The 14,652-nt window shown below is 73.7% G+C and carries 15 protein-coding genes; 9 read left to right on the plus strand and 6 right to left on the minus strand.

What is annotated here, in order from left to right; translation table 11 throughout:
• Positions 1–103: 103 nt before the first annotated feature.
• Together ABD332_RS55870 and ABD332_RS55875 are read left to right on the plus strand one after the other, a co-directional pair.
• Positions 104–1,417: a lamin tail domain-containing protein gene (locus ABD332_RS55870; protein WP_344514600.1), complete on the plus strand. Its 1,314-nt coding sequence runs from the start codon at positions 104–106 to the stop codon at positions 1,415–1,417.
• Between the two features lie 82 nt (positions 1,418–1,499).
• On the plus strand, positions 1,500–2,105 hold the full coding sequence (locus ABD332_RS55875; RefSeq protein WP_344514602.1) for a dihydrofolate reductase family protein: 606 nt from the start codon (positions 1,500–1,502) through the stop codon (positions 2,103–2,105).
• A gap of 153 nt (positions 2,106–2,258) precedes the next feature.
• Here the strand turns inward: ABD332_RS55875 and ABD332_RS55880 are convergent, their stop codons facing one another.
• From ABD332_RS55880 to phnD, 6 genes are read right to left on the minus strand one after another with little or no spacing between them, the layout of a single operon-like run.
• Positions 2,259–3,308, minus strand: coding sequence for a zinc-binding dehydrogenase (locus tag ABD332_RS55880; protein WP_344514604.1), 1,050 nt, complete (start codon positions 3,306–3,308; stop codon positions 2,259–2,261).
• Position 3,309: 1 nt separating this feature from the next.
• Positions 3,310–3,990 (minus strand): HAD-IA family hydrolase, encoded by a 681-nt coding sequence (locus ABD332_RS55885; protein WP_344514606.1) that lies wholly within the window; start codon positions 3,988–3,990, stop codon positions 3,310–3,312.
• Positions 3,991–4,005: 15 nt separating this feature from the next.
• The gene (locus ABD332_RS55890) at positions 4,006–5,124 is read right to left on the minus strand and encodes a TIGR03364 family FAD-dependent oxidoreductase (protein WP_344514608.1); all 1,119 of its coding nucleotides are present in this window, start codon (positions 5,122–5,124) and stop codon (positions 4,006–4,008) included.
• On the minus strand, positions 5,121–6,848 hold the full coding sequence (gene phnE, locus ABD332_RS55895; protein WP_344514610.1) for a phosphonate ABC transporter, permease protein PhnE: 1,728 nt from the start codon (positions 6,846–6,848) through the stop codon (positions 5,121–5,123). The genes ABD332_RS55890 and phnE overlap by 4 nt, the downstream gene beginning before the upstream one ends.
• The gene (phnC, locus tag ABD332_RS55900; RefSeq protein ID WP_344514612.1) at positions 6,845–7,624 is read right to left on the minus strand and encodes a phosphonate ABC transporter ATP-binding protein; all 780 of its coding nucleotides are present in this window, start codon (positions 7,622–7,624) and stop codon (positions 6,845–6,847) included. Before phnC ends, phnE begins: the two co-directional genes overlap by 4 nt.
• 10 nt (positions 7,625–7,634) lie before the next feature.
• Complete coding sequence (gene phnD, locus ABD332_RS55905) at positions 7,635–8,567, minus strand: phosphate/phosphite/phosphonate ABC transporter substrate-binding protein (protein WP_344514614.1); 933 nt, start codon at positions 8,565–8,567, stop codon at positions 7,635–7,637.
• A 178-nt stretch (positions 8,568–8,745) separates the two neighbouring features.
• Here phnD and ABD332_RS55910 point away from each other — a divergent pair, with 178 nt between their 5' ends.
• From ABD332_RS55910 to ABD332_RS55940, 7 genes are all read left to right on the plus strand, one after another.
• Complete coding sequence (locus ABD332_RS55910; RefSeq protein WP_425552460.1) at positions 8,746–9,492, plus strand: GntR family transcriptional regulator; 747 nt, start codon at positions 8,746–8,748, stop codon at positions 9,490–9,492.
• A 238-nt stretch (positions 9,493–9,730) separates the two neighbouring features.
• Positions 9,731–10,381 (plus strand): hypothetical protein, encoded by a 651-nt coding sequence (locus ABD332_RS55915; protein WP_344514616.1) that lies wholly within the window; start codon positions 9,731–9,733, stop codon positions 10,379–10,381.
• Positions 10,382–10,448: 67 nt separating this feature from the next.
• Entirely contained in the window at positions 10,449–10,688 is a 240-nt protein-coding gene (locus ABD332_RS55920; protein ID WP_344514618.1) for a DUF6289 family protein, read from the plus strand.
• 66 nt (positions 10,689–10,754) lie between these two features.
• Positions 10,755–11,180 (plus strand): GNAT family N-acetyltransferase, encoded by a 426-nt coding sequence (locus ABD332_RS55925; protein WP_344514620.1) that lies wholly within the window; start codon positions 10,755–10,757, stop codon positions 11,178–11,180.
• Between the two features lie 91 nt (positions 11,181–11,271).
• A complete protein-coding gene (locus ABD332_RS55930; RefSeq protein ID WP_344514683.1) occupies positions 11,272–11,889 on the plus strand; it encodes a response regulator in 618 nt (205 codons plus the stop codon).
• A gap of 47 nt (positions 11,890–11,936) precedes the next feature.
• Positions 11,937–12,512 carry a D-alanyl-D-alanine carboxypeptidase family protein gene (locus ABD332_RS55935; RefSeq protein WP_344514621.1) on the plus strand — a complete coding sequence of 192 codons (576 nt, stop codon included), beginning with the start codon at positions 11,937–11,939 and terminating at the stop codon, positions 12,510–12,512.
• 8 nt (positions 12,513–12,520) lie between these two features.
• Positions 12,521–14,485 (plus strand): sensor histidine kinase, encoded by a 1,965-nt coding sequence (locus tag ABD332_RS55940; RefSeq protein WP_344514622.1) that lies wholly within the window; start codon positions 12,521–12,523, stop codon positions 14,483–14,485.
• Positions 14,486–14,652 lie beyond the last annotated feature (167 nt).

Genomic DNA, 14,652 nt, shown 5'->3' on the forward strand with positions numbered 1-14,652 from the left:
TTCAACGGGCCGACGTCGCCGTCAGGAAGGCTGCGAACTTCGACATCCGTCCATGTCTGGAGCGTCCTTCGTGCGTGTTCGCCAGTCCCTCACAGCTGTCATCGTGGCCGCGCTGACCGTCCCGCTGCTGCCCGCCCCCGCGGCGCACGCGGCGGCGACCGGCGTGCGGATCAACGAGGTCGAGTCCAGCGGCGGCAGCCCGGGCGACTGGGTCGAGCTGACCAACACCGGCACCACCGCGGTCCGCCTCGCCGGATGGGTCGTCAAGGACAACGACGACGCCCACCAGTACGTCATCGGCGGCGGCGTGAGCCTGGCCCCCGGTGCGTACCTCGCCGTCGATGTCGAGGGCGCGTTCGGCCTCGGCAGCGCCGACAGCGTCCGCCTGTACGAGCCCGGCGGCATCCTCGCCGACTCCTACACCTGGTCGAGCCACGCGAGCAGCACGTACGGCCGCTGCCCGAACGGCACGGGCAGCTTCGTCACCACGAGCGCCGCCACGAAGGGCACCGCGAACGCGTGCCCGCCGCCGCCCCCGGCCGCGTGGCCCGGCGGGTCGGCGGTCGCCAACGCCGACGCGAGCAACGCCTTCGGGGAGAACCTCAGCGGCCTGTCGTACGAGTCCGCGTCCGTCGTCTGGGCCGTCCGCAACGGCGCCGGCACGCTCTACCGGCTGACGCCGAACGGCACGACGTGGCAGAAGGCCGCCACGTACACGCTGCGCTACGCCAACGGCAGCGGCGACCCGGACGCCGAGGGTGTCGTCGTCACCCCCGACGGGATCATGGTGGTGACCGAGCGGGACAACGCCAAGAGCGGCACCAGCCTGCAGAAGATCCTGCGGTACAACCCCTCCGGCAGCACGGTGAACGCCTCCGCCGAGTGGAACCTCACCGCCGACCTGCCGGGCACCGCCGCGAACAGTGGCCTGGAGGCCATCGCGTGGGTGCCGGACACCGCCCTCGTGGCGGCGGGCTTCCGCGACGAGCGCACCGGCGGCGCCTACACGCCGTCGTCGTACGCCGGCCACGGCACCGGCCTGTACCTCGTCGGCGCCGAGGCCACCGGCACCGTCTACGCGTATGCGCTGAACCTCGCGGGCACCGCCTACACCCGGGTCGCCGCGTTCCCGACCGGCCTCGCCGCCGTCATGGACCTCGAGTACGAGCCGTCGACCGGTCGCCTGTGGGCCGCCTGCGACGACACCTGCTCCGGCCGCTCCACCACCCTGACCATCAACGCGCAGGGCACCTTCGCCCCGACCGCCACCTACAACCGCCCCTCCGGCATGTCGAACTACAACAACGAGGGCCTCGCCTTCAGCCCCGCGTGCTCGGGCGGCACGAAGCAGGTCCTGTGGGCCGACGACAGCAACGACAACGGCCACGCCCTGCGCAGCGGCACCCTGTCCTGCTGATCGTCCTGCTGATCGCCGCCGGTGCGGGCCGGCCATGGTGCATGCTGGCTCCTCGGGTGGCGTCCGGGACGAAGGAGGATGCATGGGCAAGGTCGTGGCATCGGCGTCGATGTCGCTGGACGGGTACATCGCGAAGGACGACAACACGATCGGGCGTCTCTTCGACTGGTTCCAGAACGGGGACGTGGAGCTGCCCACCGTGGCCGGGCACTTCACGTTCCACGTGAGCCGGCCGAGCGCCGACTACTGGACGCAGTGGGTCTCGCAGATCGGTGCGCTGGTCTGCGGGCGGACGCTCTTCGACTTCACCGACGGGTGGGGCGGGCAGCACACGATGGGCATGCCGGTCGTGGTGGTCACCCATCAGGTGCCCGCCGAATGGGTGGCGGCGCATCCGGGTGCCCCGTTCCACTTCGTCACCGACGGCGTCGCGGCGGCGGTCGCGAAGGCCCAGGAGATCGCCGGCGACCGGATCGTGTCGGTCACCGCCGGCACGATCGCCGGGCAGTGCCTGGAGCTCGGCCTGCTCGACGAGGTCGCGGTCGATCTGGTGCCCGTGGTGATGGGCAAGGGCCGGCCGTTCTTCGGCGACCTCGCCGCCGGGGACGCCCTGCTCGGCGACCCGACCGTCTGCATCCAGGGCGACCGGGTCACCCACCTGGTGTTCCCGGTCGACCGCGCCGCCTGACGCGGCACCCATCGGACCGGCCGCGTCGCGGCGCGATCGCGCTGCGACCGGTCCGGCGGCGGGTCCGGCGGCCGCCTTGCAAGGGCCAGGCCGGTCCGGTGGCGGGTCTGGCGGGCGTCCGGCGAGGACCGGTCCGGTCCGGTGGCGGCGTGGTCAGCGACGCGGTTCGACGGCCTGGCGCAGCGCCGGTGACCGGCCGGCCGCCGCGAAGGCTCGGTCGAGCTCGGCCAGGCCGAAGCGTTCGCCGACCAGCTCGGCGAACGGGAAGCGGCCGGCGTGCCCGGTGAGGAACGCGACGGCCCGGCGCAGGTGGCCGGGGCGGTAGTTGTGCACGCCGGTCACGGTCAGCAGGTTGCGCACGAAGCGCTCCGGCGCGATCGTGACCGGCGGGCCGGGGGAGACCGAGCCGGCGAGGACCGCGTGGCCGCCGACGTCCAGGGCGGCCAGGCAGCCCTCGACCGCGGTGGCCGAGCCGGACAGCTCCAGGGCGACGTCGAAGCCGGTCAGCGGCTCGCCGGGGGCGGCCACGCGGTCGGCCCCGAAGCGGGTGGCGAGCCGGCGCCGGGCCGGATCCGGGTCGCTGACCGTGACCTCGGCGCCCGCCGTGGCGCACATCGCGGCGGCCGTGACGCCCAGCAGGCCGGCGCCGGTGACGAGCACGCGGCGGCCCGGCAGCGGCGGTGCGGCGTCCAGCATCGCGGCGACCGTCGCGGTCGCGCAGGACGCCGGTGCGGCCACGACGTCGGGCAGGTCCTCGGGGACCGGCACGATCGTGGTCCCGGCCGGCAGGACCGCGTGGGTGGCGAAGCCGCCGCTGAGGGTCCAGCCGCCGTCGACGGGCTCGTGGCCGAACTTGCGCAGCCGCACGCACTTGTGCTCCAGGCCGCGCGTGCAGCGGGGGCACGCGCCGCAGGAGACGGTCACCGACCAGACCACCCGGTCGCCCGGGCGGACCGGGGCGCCGGGGGCCGCGGCGACGACCCGGCCGACCTGCTCGTGACCGAGGACGGTCGGCGTCGGGGCGGGGCGGTGGCCGGCGACGGTGTGCAGGTCGCTGCCGCAGATCGTGGCCAGCTCGACCTCGACCAGCACCTCGCCGGCGTCCAGCCGCGCCGGCAGCGCGGTGCTGACGACGCGGAAGGGCGATCCGGCGCCGTCCCAGCGGGCGAACCGCACCGTGTCGCCGCCCACGTCGCCGCCCACGTCAGCGCCGGCCGTCGATGACGGCGTCGATGAGGGCGGGGAGCTGGATGACGCTGCCGAGCACGTGCTGCGCGCCCGCGGCCCGCAGCGCCGGCTCGGCGCGGCCGCCGGTGAGGACGCCGACGACCAGGCCGGCCCCGGCGGCGACGCCGGAGGCGGCGTCCGACTCGGTGTCGCCGACCACGACGAGGGCGTCGACGGACCCGGCGCCGGTCCGCAGCAGCGCGGTCAGGTTGAGGTCCGGGGCCGGGCGGCCGCGGCCCGCGTCGGCGGGGGTGAGCACGGCGTCGGCCAGGTCCCGCCAGCCGAGGGCGCCGACGACGGCGTCCGCCGTGGCGCGGCCGAACCCGGTGGTGAAGACCACGGCCAGGCCGCGCTCGCGCAGCTCGCGGACGGCCTTCTCGGCGCCGGGGATGGGCGTGCACCGGCCCTCTTCGACCAACTCGGCGTAGGCCTGCTCGAAGGCCTGGTTGAGGCGCTGCGCCGTGGCCTCGTCGGCGAGGGCGCGGAAGACCTCGATCTTGGACTGCCCCATCGTCGCCCGCACGTGCTCGACGGCGGCCGCGCGGCCCGGGTCGCCGGGCAGCACCCGGTCGAAGGCCCGCTCGAAGCCCAGCTCGACCAGGCCGTCGTCCACGACGGTCGTCCCGGCGAGGTCCAGCACCACGGTCTCGAATCGCATGTTCTCGTTTCCCATCTATGAGGTGGTTCCGAACAGGTCGGTGACGGTCGCGTCGCCCAGGCCGAGGCCGGTGGTCATGCCGATGCCGGTGGTGACCGACACGACCCGCAGCCCGTCCGCGGGCGCGGCGACCAGGAACTCCTCCGGCGCCGACGCGTAGACGCCCTGCCACCGTTCGCGGACCGGCAGGCCGGGCAGGCCGAACAGGTCGCGGGTGACGTCGGCGAGCGCGGCGAAGGACGACTCGGCCTGGAACGGCGCGACCGCGGCGTCCCGGTAGTGGGTGTCGCCGACGATGAGGGTGCCGTCGGGGCGCTGCGTGTACATCTGGTTGAGGTCCAGCGCGTACAGGTCGGGGTGCTCGGCCGAGAGCCGCTCGCGCAGGGCCGCGGCCGCCGGGGTCGCGTTGGTGGCCGAGTACCGCAGCAGCGACCATCCTGTGAGGATCGGGGCGCTCAGCGGCGACGGCAGGGCCCCGGCGTCGACCAGGAGCATGTCCAGGCCGCAGCGTACGACGCCGGCGGCCTCCGCGACGTGCGGGAACAGCTGGTCGACGTCGTGCCCGACGGCGACGACGACCGCGCCGGCGCGGATCGGGCCGCGGGACGTGTGCAGCACGCCGCCGTCGACGCCGAGGGCCGAGGTGCGCCAGCGGAACTCGACGCCGGCCCCGGCCAGGTGCCGGGCCAGCGCCGGGGCGGCCTGCCGCGGGTCGACCTGCAGGTCCCGGGGCAGCCAGGCCCCGCCGACCGCACCCGTCACCGGCGCCCGGTCGCTGACCTCGTCCGGGCGCAACAGGGTCATGGCCGGTTCGTCCTCGCGCCACTGCTCGAGGACGGCCAGCTCGTCGGCGGCCCGGGCGACGATCACGGTGCCGGACTCGCGGGCCCAGAAGCCGGCCCGTTGCGCGTAGCGCAGCCAGAGCTCGCGGGCCCGCTCGGCGTATTCGCGCGCCTGCCCGCTCTGCGCGGTGATGCAGACGTGCCCGAAGTTGCGCACGCTGGCGCCGTGGATCGCGGTGGACCGTTCGACGACGACGACCCGCAGCCCGCGCGCGTGCGCCGCGGCGGCGTGGCCGAGCCCGACGATCCCGGCGCCGACGACGGCGAGGTCGAAGGCGGGGGCGGCGCTCACCGCAGCGCCCGGCGGATGACGGCGGAGACGGCCTCGACCACCAGCACGACGGCCACGAGGACGATGACGAACGCGGTGACCTGGTCGTAGCGGGACACCCGGGTGGCGTCGACGAGGTAGTAGCCGATGCCGCCGGCCGCGACGATGCCGAGCACGGTCGCCGAGCGGATGTTGGAGTCGAGCAGGTAGAGCGTGTGGCCGACGAACGCGGGGACGCTCAGCCGCGCGGTGGAGGAGAAGAACACCTGGGTGCGGGTCGCACCGACGGAGCGGACGGCGACCTGCGGGCCTGGCGCCGCCTCTTCGAGGGAGTCCGCGATGAGCTTGCCGAGCAGGCCGACGCCGACGAAGCCGAGGGCGAGGGTGCCGGCCTGCGGGCCGAGCCCGGTGACGATGATCAGCACGATGGCCAGGATGAGCTCCGGGACCGAGCGGACGACCAGCAGCAGCAGCCGGGCGGCCGCCCGCGTCGGGCCGTTCGGGGCCGCGTTGCGGGCCGCGAGGGGGCCGACGAGCAGCGACAGCACGACGCTCAGCAGCGTGGCCGCCGCCGCGATCTCCAGCGTCACCAGCAGCGCGTCGAAGACGTCCGCCCAGGTGCGCGGCTCGATCGAGGGTGGCCAGGTCCGGTCGAGGAGGAACGGGATCTGCCCCCAGAAGCGGAACAGGTCCAGCCACTTCGCCTCGGACCCGATGACGGCCGCCACGATGACGGTCACCGCGCCGGCGACGGCCGCCGTGGACCTGACGCGGTCCGCGTTCCACGGGCGGCGCATCGCGGCCGCCACCGCCGCGTCCCGGTCATGGGTCGCGGGGACGGCGGCGGTGACGGGGAGGTCCGGCGCCGGCAGCCGGCGGGCCAGCCGGGAGCCGAGGCTGCGGCCGGTCGGCGCCGCGCCGAGCAGCTGGGCCCGGATCACGGTCGAGACGATCTCGAACAGCACGCACAGGCCGAAGATGACGAGGGCGAACGCCATCGCCTTGTGGTAGTTCAGCGACTCCAGGGACAGGCGCAGGTCGTAGCCGAGGCCGATGATGCCGGCGTAGCCGAGCAGGACCGACCCTCGCAGGTTGATGTCGCTGCGGTGCAGCGTCGTGGCGATCCAGGAGGGCAGCACCTGCGGGAAGATGCCGGACCAGAACTCCTGGGCCCGGGAGGCGCCGGTCGCCCGGATCGCCTGGCGCGGGCCCTCGTCGATCTGCTCGATGGCGTCGGCGAAGAGCTTCGAGATCATGCCGATCGAGTGCAGCGCGATCGCGAGGATGCCGGGCAGCGAGCCCAGCGTGAAGAGCAGCACGAACAGCATGGCCAGCACGACGTCCGGCACGGCGCGGGCCACGACGCCGATCGCCCGGCCGATCGGGACCAGCCACGGCAGCGGGCTGGTGTTGCGGGCCGAGATGTACGCGACCGGCACCGACAGCAGCGCGGAGATCGCGGTCCCGCACAGCACGACGCCGAGGGTGACGCCGATCGAGCGCAGCAGCTCCTGGACCGGCGGGAAGCGCAGCGGCAGCATCCGGTCGAGGAACGGCCCGACCTTGTCGGCGCTCTCGGTGAACGTCTCGGCCGTGAAGCCGATCTCGTTCAACGACCAGACCGCGAACCCCACCAGCGCGACGAGCAGGCCGGCCGCGACGATCGTGGACGGGGCCGGTGCGGGGCGCTTCACGACCCGGTCCAGGTCCAGCACCGGCATCTCGGGCAGGTCGGTGGCGCTCACTGGACCTCCGCCAGCGACGCCGTCATCCGGCCGTAGATGCGCATCGCCGTCTCGCGGGTGAGACCGGCGGCGGGCGTGTCGAGCACGACGCTGCCGCTGCGCATGCCGACGATGCGCTGCCCCCAGGCGAGCGCGAGCTCCACCTGATGCAGGCTGCAGATCACGGTCAGCTTGTCCTCGGCGGCGATGTCGCGCAGCAGGGCCATCACCTGGTCGCTGGACTCGGGGTCCAGCGACGCGACCGGCTCGTCGGCGAGCAGGATCTCGGGCCGCTGCATCAGCGCCCGGGCGATGGCGACGCGCTGCTGCTGGCCGCCGGAGAGCGTGTCGGCCCGCTGGTAGGCCTTGTCGAGCAGGCCGACCCGGTCGAGCTGGGTCAGTGCCCGCCGGCGCTGCTCCCGCGGGTAGGACGCGACGCCGATCCGCGGGCCGCGCAGCCCGGCGAGGGCGCCGGTGAGGACGTTCTCCAGCACCGTGAGCCGGCCGACCAGGTGGAACTGCTGGAAGACCATGCCGATGCGGCCGCGCAGCCGGCGCAGGTCGCGGCCGCGCAGGCGGGTGAGGTCCTCGCCGAGGACGCGCAGGTCGCCCGCGCTCGGCGTCTCGAGGCCGTTCATGTGGCGCAGGAGGGTCGTCTTGCCCGAGCCCGAGAGCCCGAGCAGGACGACGATCTCCCCGCGGGTGACCGTCAGCGACACGTCCCGCAGCGCGGTGACCTGCCCGTAGGTCTTGCTGAGCCCGTGCACCTCGACAGCGGGCGCGTCGCTGACAGTCATCGTCCCTACCTCAGTTGCCGCAGGCCGCGGCCTTGGTCTGCTTGCACAGATCGCGGATGATGTCGTACTTCGCGTCGTCGACCGGCGCGAGGGCGTAGAAGGTCTTCTTGAAGGCGTCGCTGTCCGCGCCGGCGACACCGGCGGCCTGGATCTGGTCGATCGTGACGTTCTGCAGGCCCGAGACCAGCTTGGTCTTGAGGTCGGCCGGCAGCCCGTCGGCGAGGGTCATCGGCGCGCCGATGACGAACGTCTTGTTGATGACCTTCAGGCCCTTCTGGGCCTCGACGGCGACGTCCTCGGCGAAGCCGGCCTCGCACTCGGAGCCCTGGGAGACCTTGAGCGCCGACGCGTCGTGCTTGCCGGCGAAGACCGGCGTCACGTCCTTGGTCGGGTCGATGCCGGCCTTGAGCAGGTTGTAGCTGGGGTACAGGTAGCCGGAGGTCGAGGTCTGGCTGACGAAGCAGACCTTCTTGCCCTTGAAGTCCTCGATCTTGCTGATGGAGGAGCCCTCGGGGGCGATCGCCTCGGAGTAGTAGCCGGGCTCCTGGCCCTTCTTGGTGATGATGGAGGCGAACGGCGTGATCTTGGCGCCGTTGTTCTTCGCCGTCACGTACGTGAAGCCGGAGAAGCTCGCGATGTCGACCTTGCCGGAGACCGCGGCCTCGATGAGGGCGGCGTAGTCCGACGACTCCCGGTACTCGACCTTGAGCCCGGAGATCTTGGCGATGTAGTCCTCGAGCGGCTTGTAGTTCTGCTGCGTGGAGGCGGTGTCCGGCACGACGCCGAACACGAGCGTGCCGGAGTCCTTGGCGAACTTGCCGGCCGCGGCCGACGCGCCGGCGGCGGTGGAGGTGGTGTCGTCGTCGGAGGAGCACGCGGTGGTGCCGGCCAGCAGCACCGCCACGGCGGCGACGCCGAGGGCGACCCGGGTGGAGACCTTCATGTTCAACCCTTCTTGACCTGCGGGTTCAGTCGTTCGTTCGGATTCCTCATCAGCGGCGTCAACGTAGGGAGCACAGGTGAACGGGCCGCCAACGAGCCGTAGTTCGCAGCGAACGAGCCACAAAGGTTCGCACCTGTTATGGTTCCGTTATGAAGCGGGCGCGCCGTAAGGTTGCCCCGTGTCGGTCTCCCTGCACCACTCAGGCATCCCCGCGCACGGCCGGGTCCCGAAGTACTACGCCGTCAAGGCGCGGATCCTCGACGAGATCGCCGAGCTCGGCGTCGGGGCGCTGCTCCCGCCGGAGCGTGACCTCGCCGCCCGGTTCGGCGTCGCCCGGTCCACGGTCCGCCAGGCGATCTCGGAGCTGGTCATCGAGGGCCGGCTCAGCGCGCGGCAGGGGCGCGGGACGTTCGTCGCCGGGCCCAAGCTCATCCATCCGCTGTCGCTGGCCAGCTACACCGAGGCGCTGCGGGCCATGGGCCGCACACCGTCGCGCATCGTCGTCACGATCGGCGAGATCCCGGCCGACGACGAGCTGGCCGCCACCCTGGAGATCGCGCCGGCCGCACCGGTCATCCATCTGGAGCGGGTGCTGCTCGCCGACGGCGAACCGCTCGGCCTGGAGAGCACCTGCCTGCCGGTCGAGCGCTACCCGACGCTGCTCGACGTGCTCGACCCCAGCGGCTCGCTGTACCGCTGCATGCAGGACGAGCTCGGCGTCGTCTGGGCCGAGGCGACCGAGCGGATCGAGACCGCCCTGGCCAGCCCGCGCGAGGCGCTGCTGCTGCAGACCAACCCAGCACTGCCGATGCTGCTCATGCAGCGGGTCAGCCGCGACCCGACCGGCACGCCCATCGAGCGGGTCCGTTCGCTGTACCGCGGCGACCGGATCGGCTTCGAGACCCGGCTGACCGCCGAACGGTAGGCGCCGCGTAGGCCGCGCTGTCCCCTGGTCGGTGCGACGTCGGCCGCGACCGGTCCGTCCCGCGGGCCCGAACGACCGCGAGACCAGGCAGAACGCCGGTGTCCGGCGGGCGGCCGAGCCGGTTGGGTCGGACCCATGTTGCGCAGAATCCTGGCGGCCGTGGTCGCGTTCGCCGCCGACCGGCCCCGTCGACTGGCCGTCGCTGCCGCTGGAGATCGCCGGCTGGGGCGAGACCGACATGCAGCACGTCGCCCCGGCCCGCACGCCCGAGCTGCTCGCCGGCTACGGCCTGCAGACCCGCCCCGGCACGCCGTACGGCCTGCTGGTCGGCGGCGACAGCGGCGGCCCCCTCTTCGCGACGTTCGTCGGCCGCAGCGTCCAGGTCGGCCTGAACGTGCGGACGGTGGACAAGCGGGGCCGCGCCGACGACCGCAACGTCCACCTGCGCCTCGACGACGGCCCGATCCCGGCCTGGCTCTCCCTGCGCGTCCCGGGCCTGCGCGGCGGCACGGCGGTCCGGCTCGCCACCGCCCTGGACCGCCCGGCCGCCCGCGAGGGCGAGGTCTTCTACGACCGCACCTGGGACGTCCGCGTCGCCGGCACCGCCGCCGTGTACCTGTCGGCGAGCGCGGACGGCACCGCCCCGTTCTCGGTCGACGACATCGTCGACATCACGGTCGTCACCCCGACCGGCTCGACCCGGCGCTGGCAGCGCGACTTCAGCCTGAACTGCAACACCACCGTCGACTCCCGCGCGGCCGAGAACATCCGCACGCTGTTCGAGCCGGGCCTCAACACCATGCGGGTCGTGCTGAAGGACTGGTGCGGCTACGACGTCGGCAACTCCGACCTGTGGCTGACCGGCGCCGCCGGCGCCACCCCGCGCTGACGCATTGTGGTGCCGGCCGCGAGCGCCGATGATGGTCACGACATAGACCATTGTCGAAGGGATGGACATGATCCGTCGTACGATGCTCGCGCTGCTGGTCACCGGTGCCGTGATCGCCGGCGCCGCCACCCCCGCCGGGGCGATCCCGCCACCCCCGCCCGGCGGTGACCTTCTCATCGTCTTCGCCTACTACGCCGACGCCGCGAAGACCCAGGTCATCGGGCAGTCGTGGACCGGCTGCGGCCAGCCCTCCGGCAGCTGGGGCGTCACGTCGGGCATCAGGCAGGTGTTCTTCACCCCCTGCTGACGGCACGCGCGACGGCGGCGCCGGCCCTGCTGCCGGTGCCGCCGGCGCTCGCATAGACTCCGCCGGGTGATCGTGCGGATGGCGGGACCGGCGGACATGGCGGCGCTCGCGGAGCTGCGGGGGATCGGGCCGGACCAGTTCGACGAGTTCGCCGGCTGGGTGGCCGCGCACGCGGAGGCGCACCTGCCGTTCGTCGCCGAGATCGACGGAGCCGTGGTCGGGTGCGCCTTCCTGTTCGTCGCGGAGCGCGTCCCCGGCAGCGGGGCGCCGCAGCGGCGGTTCGGGGACGTGCAGTCGGTGATGGTCCGCGAGGAGCACCGGAACCGGGGCGTCGGCGGTGCGCTGATGGCGGCGATCCTGGCCGAGGCCGAGGCGCGGGAGCTGCTGCACGTGACCGTCCACTCAGGACGGCGAGCGGTCGACTTCTATGCGCGCAACGGGTTCAGCCACCACCGGCAGCTGTTGCTGTGGGAAGCGGCAGCAGGGTCGTGAGGGCCTCGGCGGTGCTTCGCGACGCCGCAGCAACCACCGGAGAGCCCCGCCGTCTAGGGTGGCCGGTGTGATCGGTGTGCCTGTGCGGGTGATGGTGGTGGACGACCACCCGATGTGGCGGGACGGGGTGGCACGGGATCTGACCGACGCGGGTTACCTTGTCACCGCCGTGATCGGCGAGGGAGCCCAGGCGCTGCGGGTCGCGCGGGCGGCCCGTCCCGACGTGGTCGTGCTCGACCTGCAGCTGACCGACCTGTCCGGCGTCGAGGTGATCGGCGGGCTGCTCGAGGCGCTGCCCGAGGTGCGCGTCCTCATGCTGTCCGCCAGCGGGGAGCAGCGTGACGTGCTCGACGCGCTGAAGGCGGGCGCCACCGGCTACCTGGTGAAGTCGGCGGGACGGCAGGAGTTCCTGGAGGCGGTGCGGCGCACCGCGGAGGGCGAGGCCGTGTTCACCGCCGGGCTGGCCGGTCTGGTGCTCGGGGAGTACCGGAAACTGGCCCGGTCCACGAGCGGCGGGCCCGAGCTGACCGCGCGGGAGACCGAGGTCCTGCGGCTGGTCGCCAAGGGCCTGCCGTACAAGCTGGTGGCGGAGGACCTGGGGCTGTCGGTCCGCACGGTGCAGAACCATGTGCAGAACACGCTGGGGAAGCTGCAGCTGCACAACCGCAGCGCGCTGGTGCGCTACGCACTCGAGCACGGGCTCGACTGAGTACTTCTACTCATGCCCGGCCGCCGCCGGTGCGGAATGTTCTGTGCATGGCCCTGAACCGATCGATGGTGGTCGCCCAACGGCACGGTGTCGTCCGGCGCCGTGACCCGCTGTACCGCGCGGTCACCCGCCTGCTGGCCGTCTCCCTGACGCCGGTCGCCGCGCTGGTCACGCCGGGGCGGGCGCGGCATACCGCCTGCCAGTGGGCGCTGACCCTGCGCTTCCCGGCCGAGGACCTGGTCGGTCTCACCCCTGCGACGCGGGCGGCGTTCGAGGCGGCCCGCACGCGGGCGCTGTGGCGGCACGGCGAGCTGCTCGGACTGACCTCCGGCCACCGGGACGCGGACGCCCAGGCCGCGCTGTACGCCGCGCAGGTCGAGCGCTGCGGCTCGGAGGAGCTGGCCCGGCGGTGGACGCTGCCGCCGGACGAGTCGCGGCACGTCGCGGGTCTGGCCCTCGACGTGCGGCCGTCGGAGGGTGCGCGCTGGCTCGAGGTGTACGGCGCGCGGTACGGTCTGTACCGGATGTATGACAACGAATGGTGGCATTTCGAGTACCACCCGGAAGGCCGCCCGGCCCGCCTGGCACACCCGGCCGTCGCGCACGCGGCCCATCGGTCATGATCATCTACATGCATGAACGGACGTTGCGGTGGTGGATCGCGCTGGCGGGTCTGGGCGGCGGTCTGCTGGTCGCGGTGGTGCAGTCCTCGCACGGGGGAGGATTCTCGCCGCGGCTCGGCGTGCAGGGGCCCGACGCGTACTACGGGCCCGACCCGTACACGCCGCTGATCCCCACCGCGGCGACCGTGCTGGCACTGTGCCTGCTGCGGTGGTGGCCCTACCTGCTGACGGTCGGCGGGCTGCTGTGCGTGCCGATCGCGTGGCCGGACCTGGTCCCGTATCCGGACACGATGATCTTCTACCACCTGTCCAGCGCGGCGTTCCCGCTTCTCGCCATCGGGGCGCTGGGCGCCGCGCAGCGGTTGCTGTGCACCGGCGCGCCGGGTCTGGGCGCCGCCGTGGCCGGCCTCGTCATCGGGTTCGGCCTCTTCGGCCAGGCCCTGCCGGGCACCATCTACCAGTTCATGGACCCGGCGCTGCCCATCTGGCGCGGGTTGCTGGTCGTGGCCGGCCTCGCCGCCGTCGCCCCGGCGACCTGGTGGTGGCGGCGCGGCGATCCGGCGGCGGTCGGACTGCCGGACGAGAAGGCCTGGAGCTGGAAGCGGCTGCGGCCGATCGTCACCGGCGGGCTGGTGGCGCTCGTGGCACTGCCGTTCGCCATGCTCTCCACCGAGCGGCTCGCGGACCTGCTGGGCGTCAGCTGGCGGACGCTCGCCAACTCCCCGAACGCCAGGACCGCCATTCTCGGCGGGATGACCCTCGCGGCGGCGGTGGTCCTGGCCACGCTGGCCGGGGTGTGGTCGCTGGCCGGGGCGCTGACCGCGGCGACGGCGCAGATCGCGGTCTCCGCGCCGCTGGCGATCGCGCTGCTCGCGACCAGGGACGCGGGCCCCGCCCGCTGGTCCGCCGCGCTGCTGGGGGTGGCGATCGGCGTGGCCGCCGCGGCGACCAGGTGGCGGGTCGCGGCCACGGTCGCGCTCACGGTGGGCGCGGCGACGTGCCTGTTCATCGCGTTCTCGGGCACGAGCGGCGACCCGCAGAAGCTCGCCGGGCAGTACGGTGCGACGCCGGCGCTGCTGATGATCGTGCTGGTCACCGGGGCCGCGACCGCGGTCGCCGGGGCGACCGCGCCGGTGCTCGCCCCGCGCGGCACGCTCCCCGCGGTCCTTGGCCCGATCGCCGGCGTGCTCGTCGTCGCCGGCGTCAAGACCGCCCCGGTGATCGACCTGGGTGGCGCGGCGCCGCGGTCGATCGGCACGACGCTCCGCCTCGACACCGCCGGCATCCTGCTGCTGGTGTCGGCCGCGGCGATCGGCGGGCTGGGCATCGCGCACCATCTCTCCGAGCGCTGGGCGGAGCGCAAGCAGGCCGAGCTGATCCGGCAGGAGGCGGCCGCCGCGGAGCGGGACCGGCTGGCCCGGCCGATCCACGACGGCGTGCTGCAGGTCCTCGCCATGGTCCAGCGCGAGGGTTCGGAGCTCGGCGGCGCCGGTGCCCAACTGGCGGCGCTGGCCGGCGAGCAGGAGGTGGCCCTGCGCAACCTGCTCAGCGGCAACCCGGCGCCACCCGGCACGGGCACCGAGGCCGACCTGCGGGCCAGGCTCACCGGGCTGTCCTCGCCCACCGTCGACGTCGCCGCCCCGGTCGACCCGGTCATGCTGCCGGCCGCCCCGGCGGCCGAGCTGTTCGCGGCGGTCCAGGCGGCGCTGGACAACGTCCGGCAGCACGCCGGGCCGGGCGCGCGGGCCTGGATCCTCCTGGAGGACGAGGACGACGGGGTACGCGTGACGGTCCGCGATGACGGTGCCGGCTTCGAGCCGCACCGGCTGCGGGACGCGGCCCTGGCGGGCCGCCTGGGGGTGGAGCAGTCGATCCGCGGCCGGATCCACGACCTCGGCGGCACCGCGACCGTCAAGAGCCGCCCGGGCATCGGCACGGAGGTCGAGCTGTGGGTCCCGTTCCCCGCGCGGTGATCGGGGCGCGGGCCGGGAACGCGGCCGGGAGGCGGATTGCCGGAAAACAATGGATTTGCGACGATCCGGCGGGACCACAGTACAGGCCAAATCCAACGGGATTGGCCGTTTCGCTGCCGCAGCGCAATTCTTATTGGATGATGGCCACACTCCGGGTCCGAGGGCGC

Origin of the sequence: Dactylosporangium maewongense (genome assembly GCF_039531485.1) — a bacterium.
In the GTDB taxonomy this organism is placed as follows: Bacteria; Actinomycetota; Actinomycetes; order Mycobacteriales; family Micromonosporaceae; genus Dactylosporangium; species Dactylosporangium maewongense.

What these genes read in the sequence shown, in the direction of transcription:
- ABD332_RS55875 (WP_344514602.1), top strand. Translation starts at nt 1,500, where the DNA reads ATGGGCAAGGTCGTGGCATCGGCGTCGATGTCGCTGGACGGGTACATC.
- ABD332_RS55885 (WP_344514606.1), bottom strand. Translation starts at nt 3,990, where the DNA reads ATGCGATTCGAGACCGTGGTGCTGGACCTCGCCGGGACGACCGTCGTG.
- phnC (WP_344514612.1), bottom strand. Translation starts at nt 7,624, where the DNA reads ATGACTGTCAGCGACGCGCCCGCTGTCGAGGTGCACGGGCTCAGCAAG.
- phnD (WP_344514614.1), bottom strand. Translation starts at nt 8,567, where the DNA reads ATGAAGGTCTCCACCCGGGTCGCCCTCGGCGTCGCCGCCGTGGCGGTG.
- ABD332_RS55915 (WP_344514616.1), top strand. Translation starts at nt 9,731, where the DNA reads ATGCAGCACGTCGCCCCGGCCCGCACGCCCGAGCTGCTCGCCGGCTAC.
- ABD332_RS55920 (WP_344514618.1), top strand. Translation starts at nt 10,449, where the DNA reads ATGATCCGTCGTACGATGCTCGCGCTGCTGGTCACCGGTGCCGTGATC.
- ABD332_RS55930 (WP_344514683.1), top strand. Translation starts at nt 11,272, where the DNA reads ATGGTGGTGGACGACCACCCGATGTGGCGGGACGGGGTGGCACGGGAT.
- ABD332_RS55935 (WP_344514621.1), top strand. Translation starts at nt 11,937, where the DNA reads ATGGCCCTGAACCGATCGATGGTGGTCGCCCAACGGCACGGTGTCGTC.
- ABD332_RS55940 (WP_344514622.1), top strand. Translation starts at nt 12,521, where the DNA reads ATGCATGAACGGACGTTGCGGTGGTGGATCGCGCTGGCGGGTCTGGGC.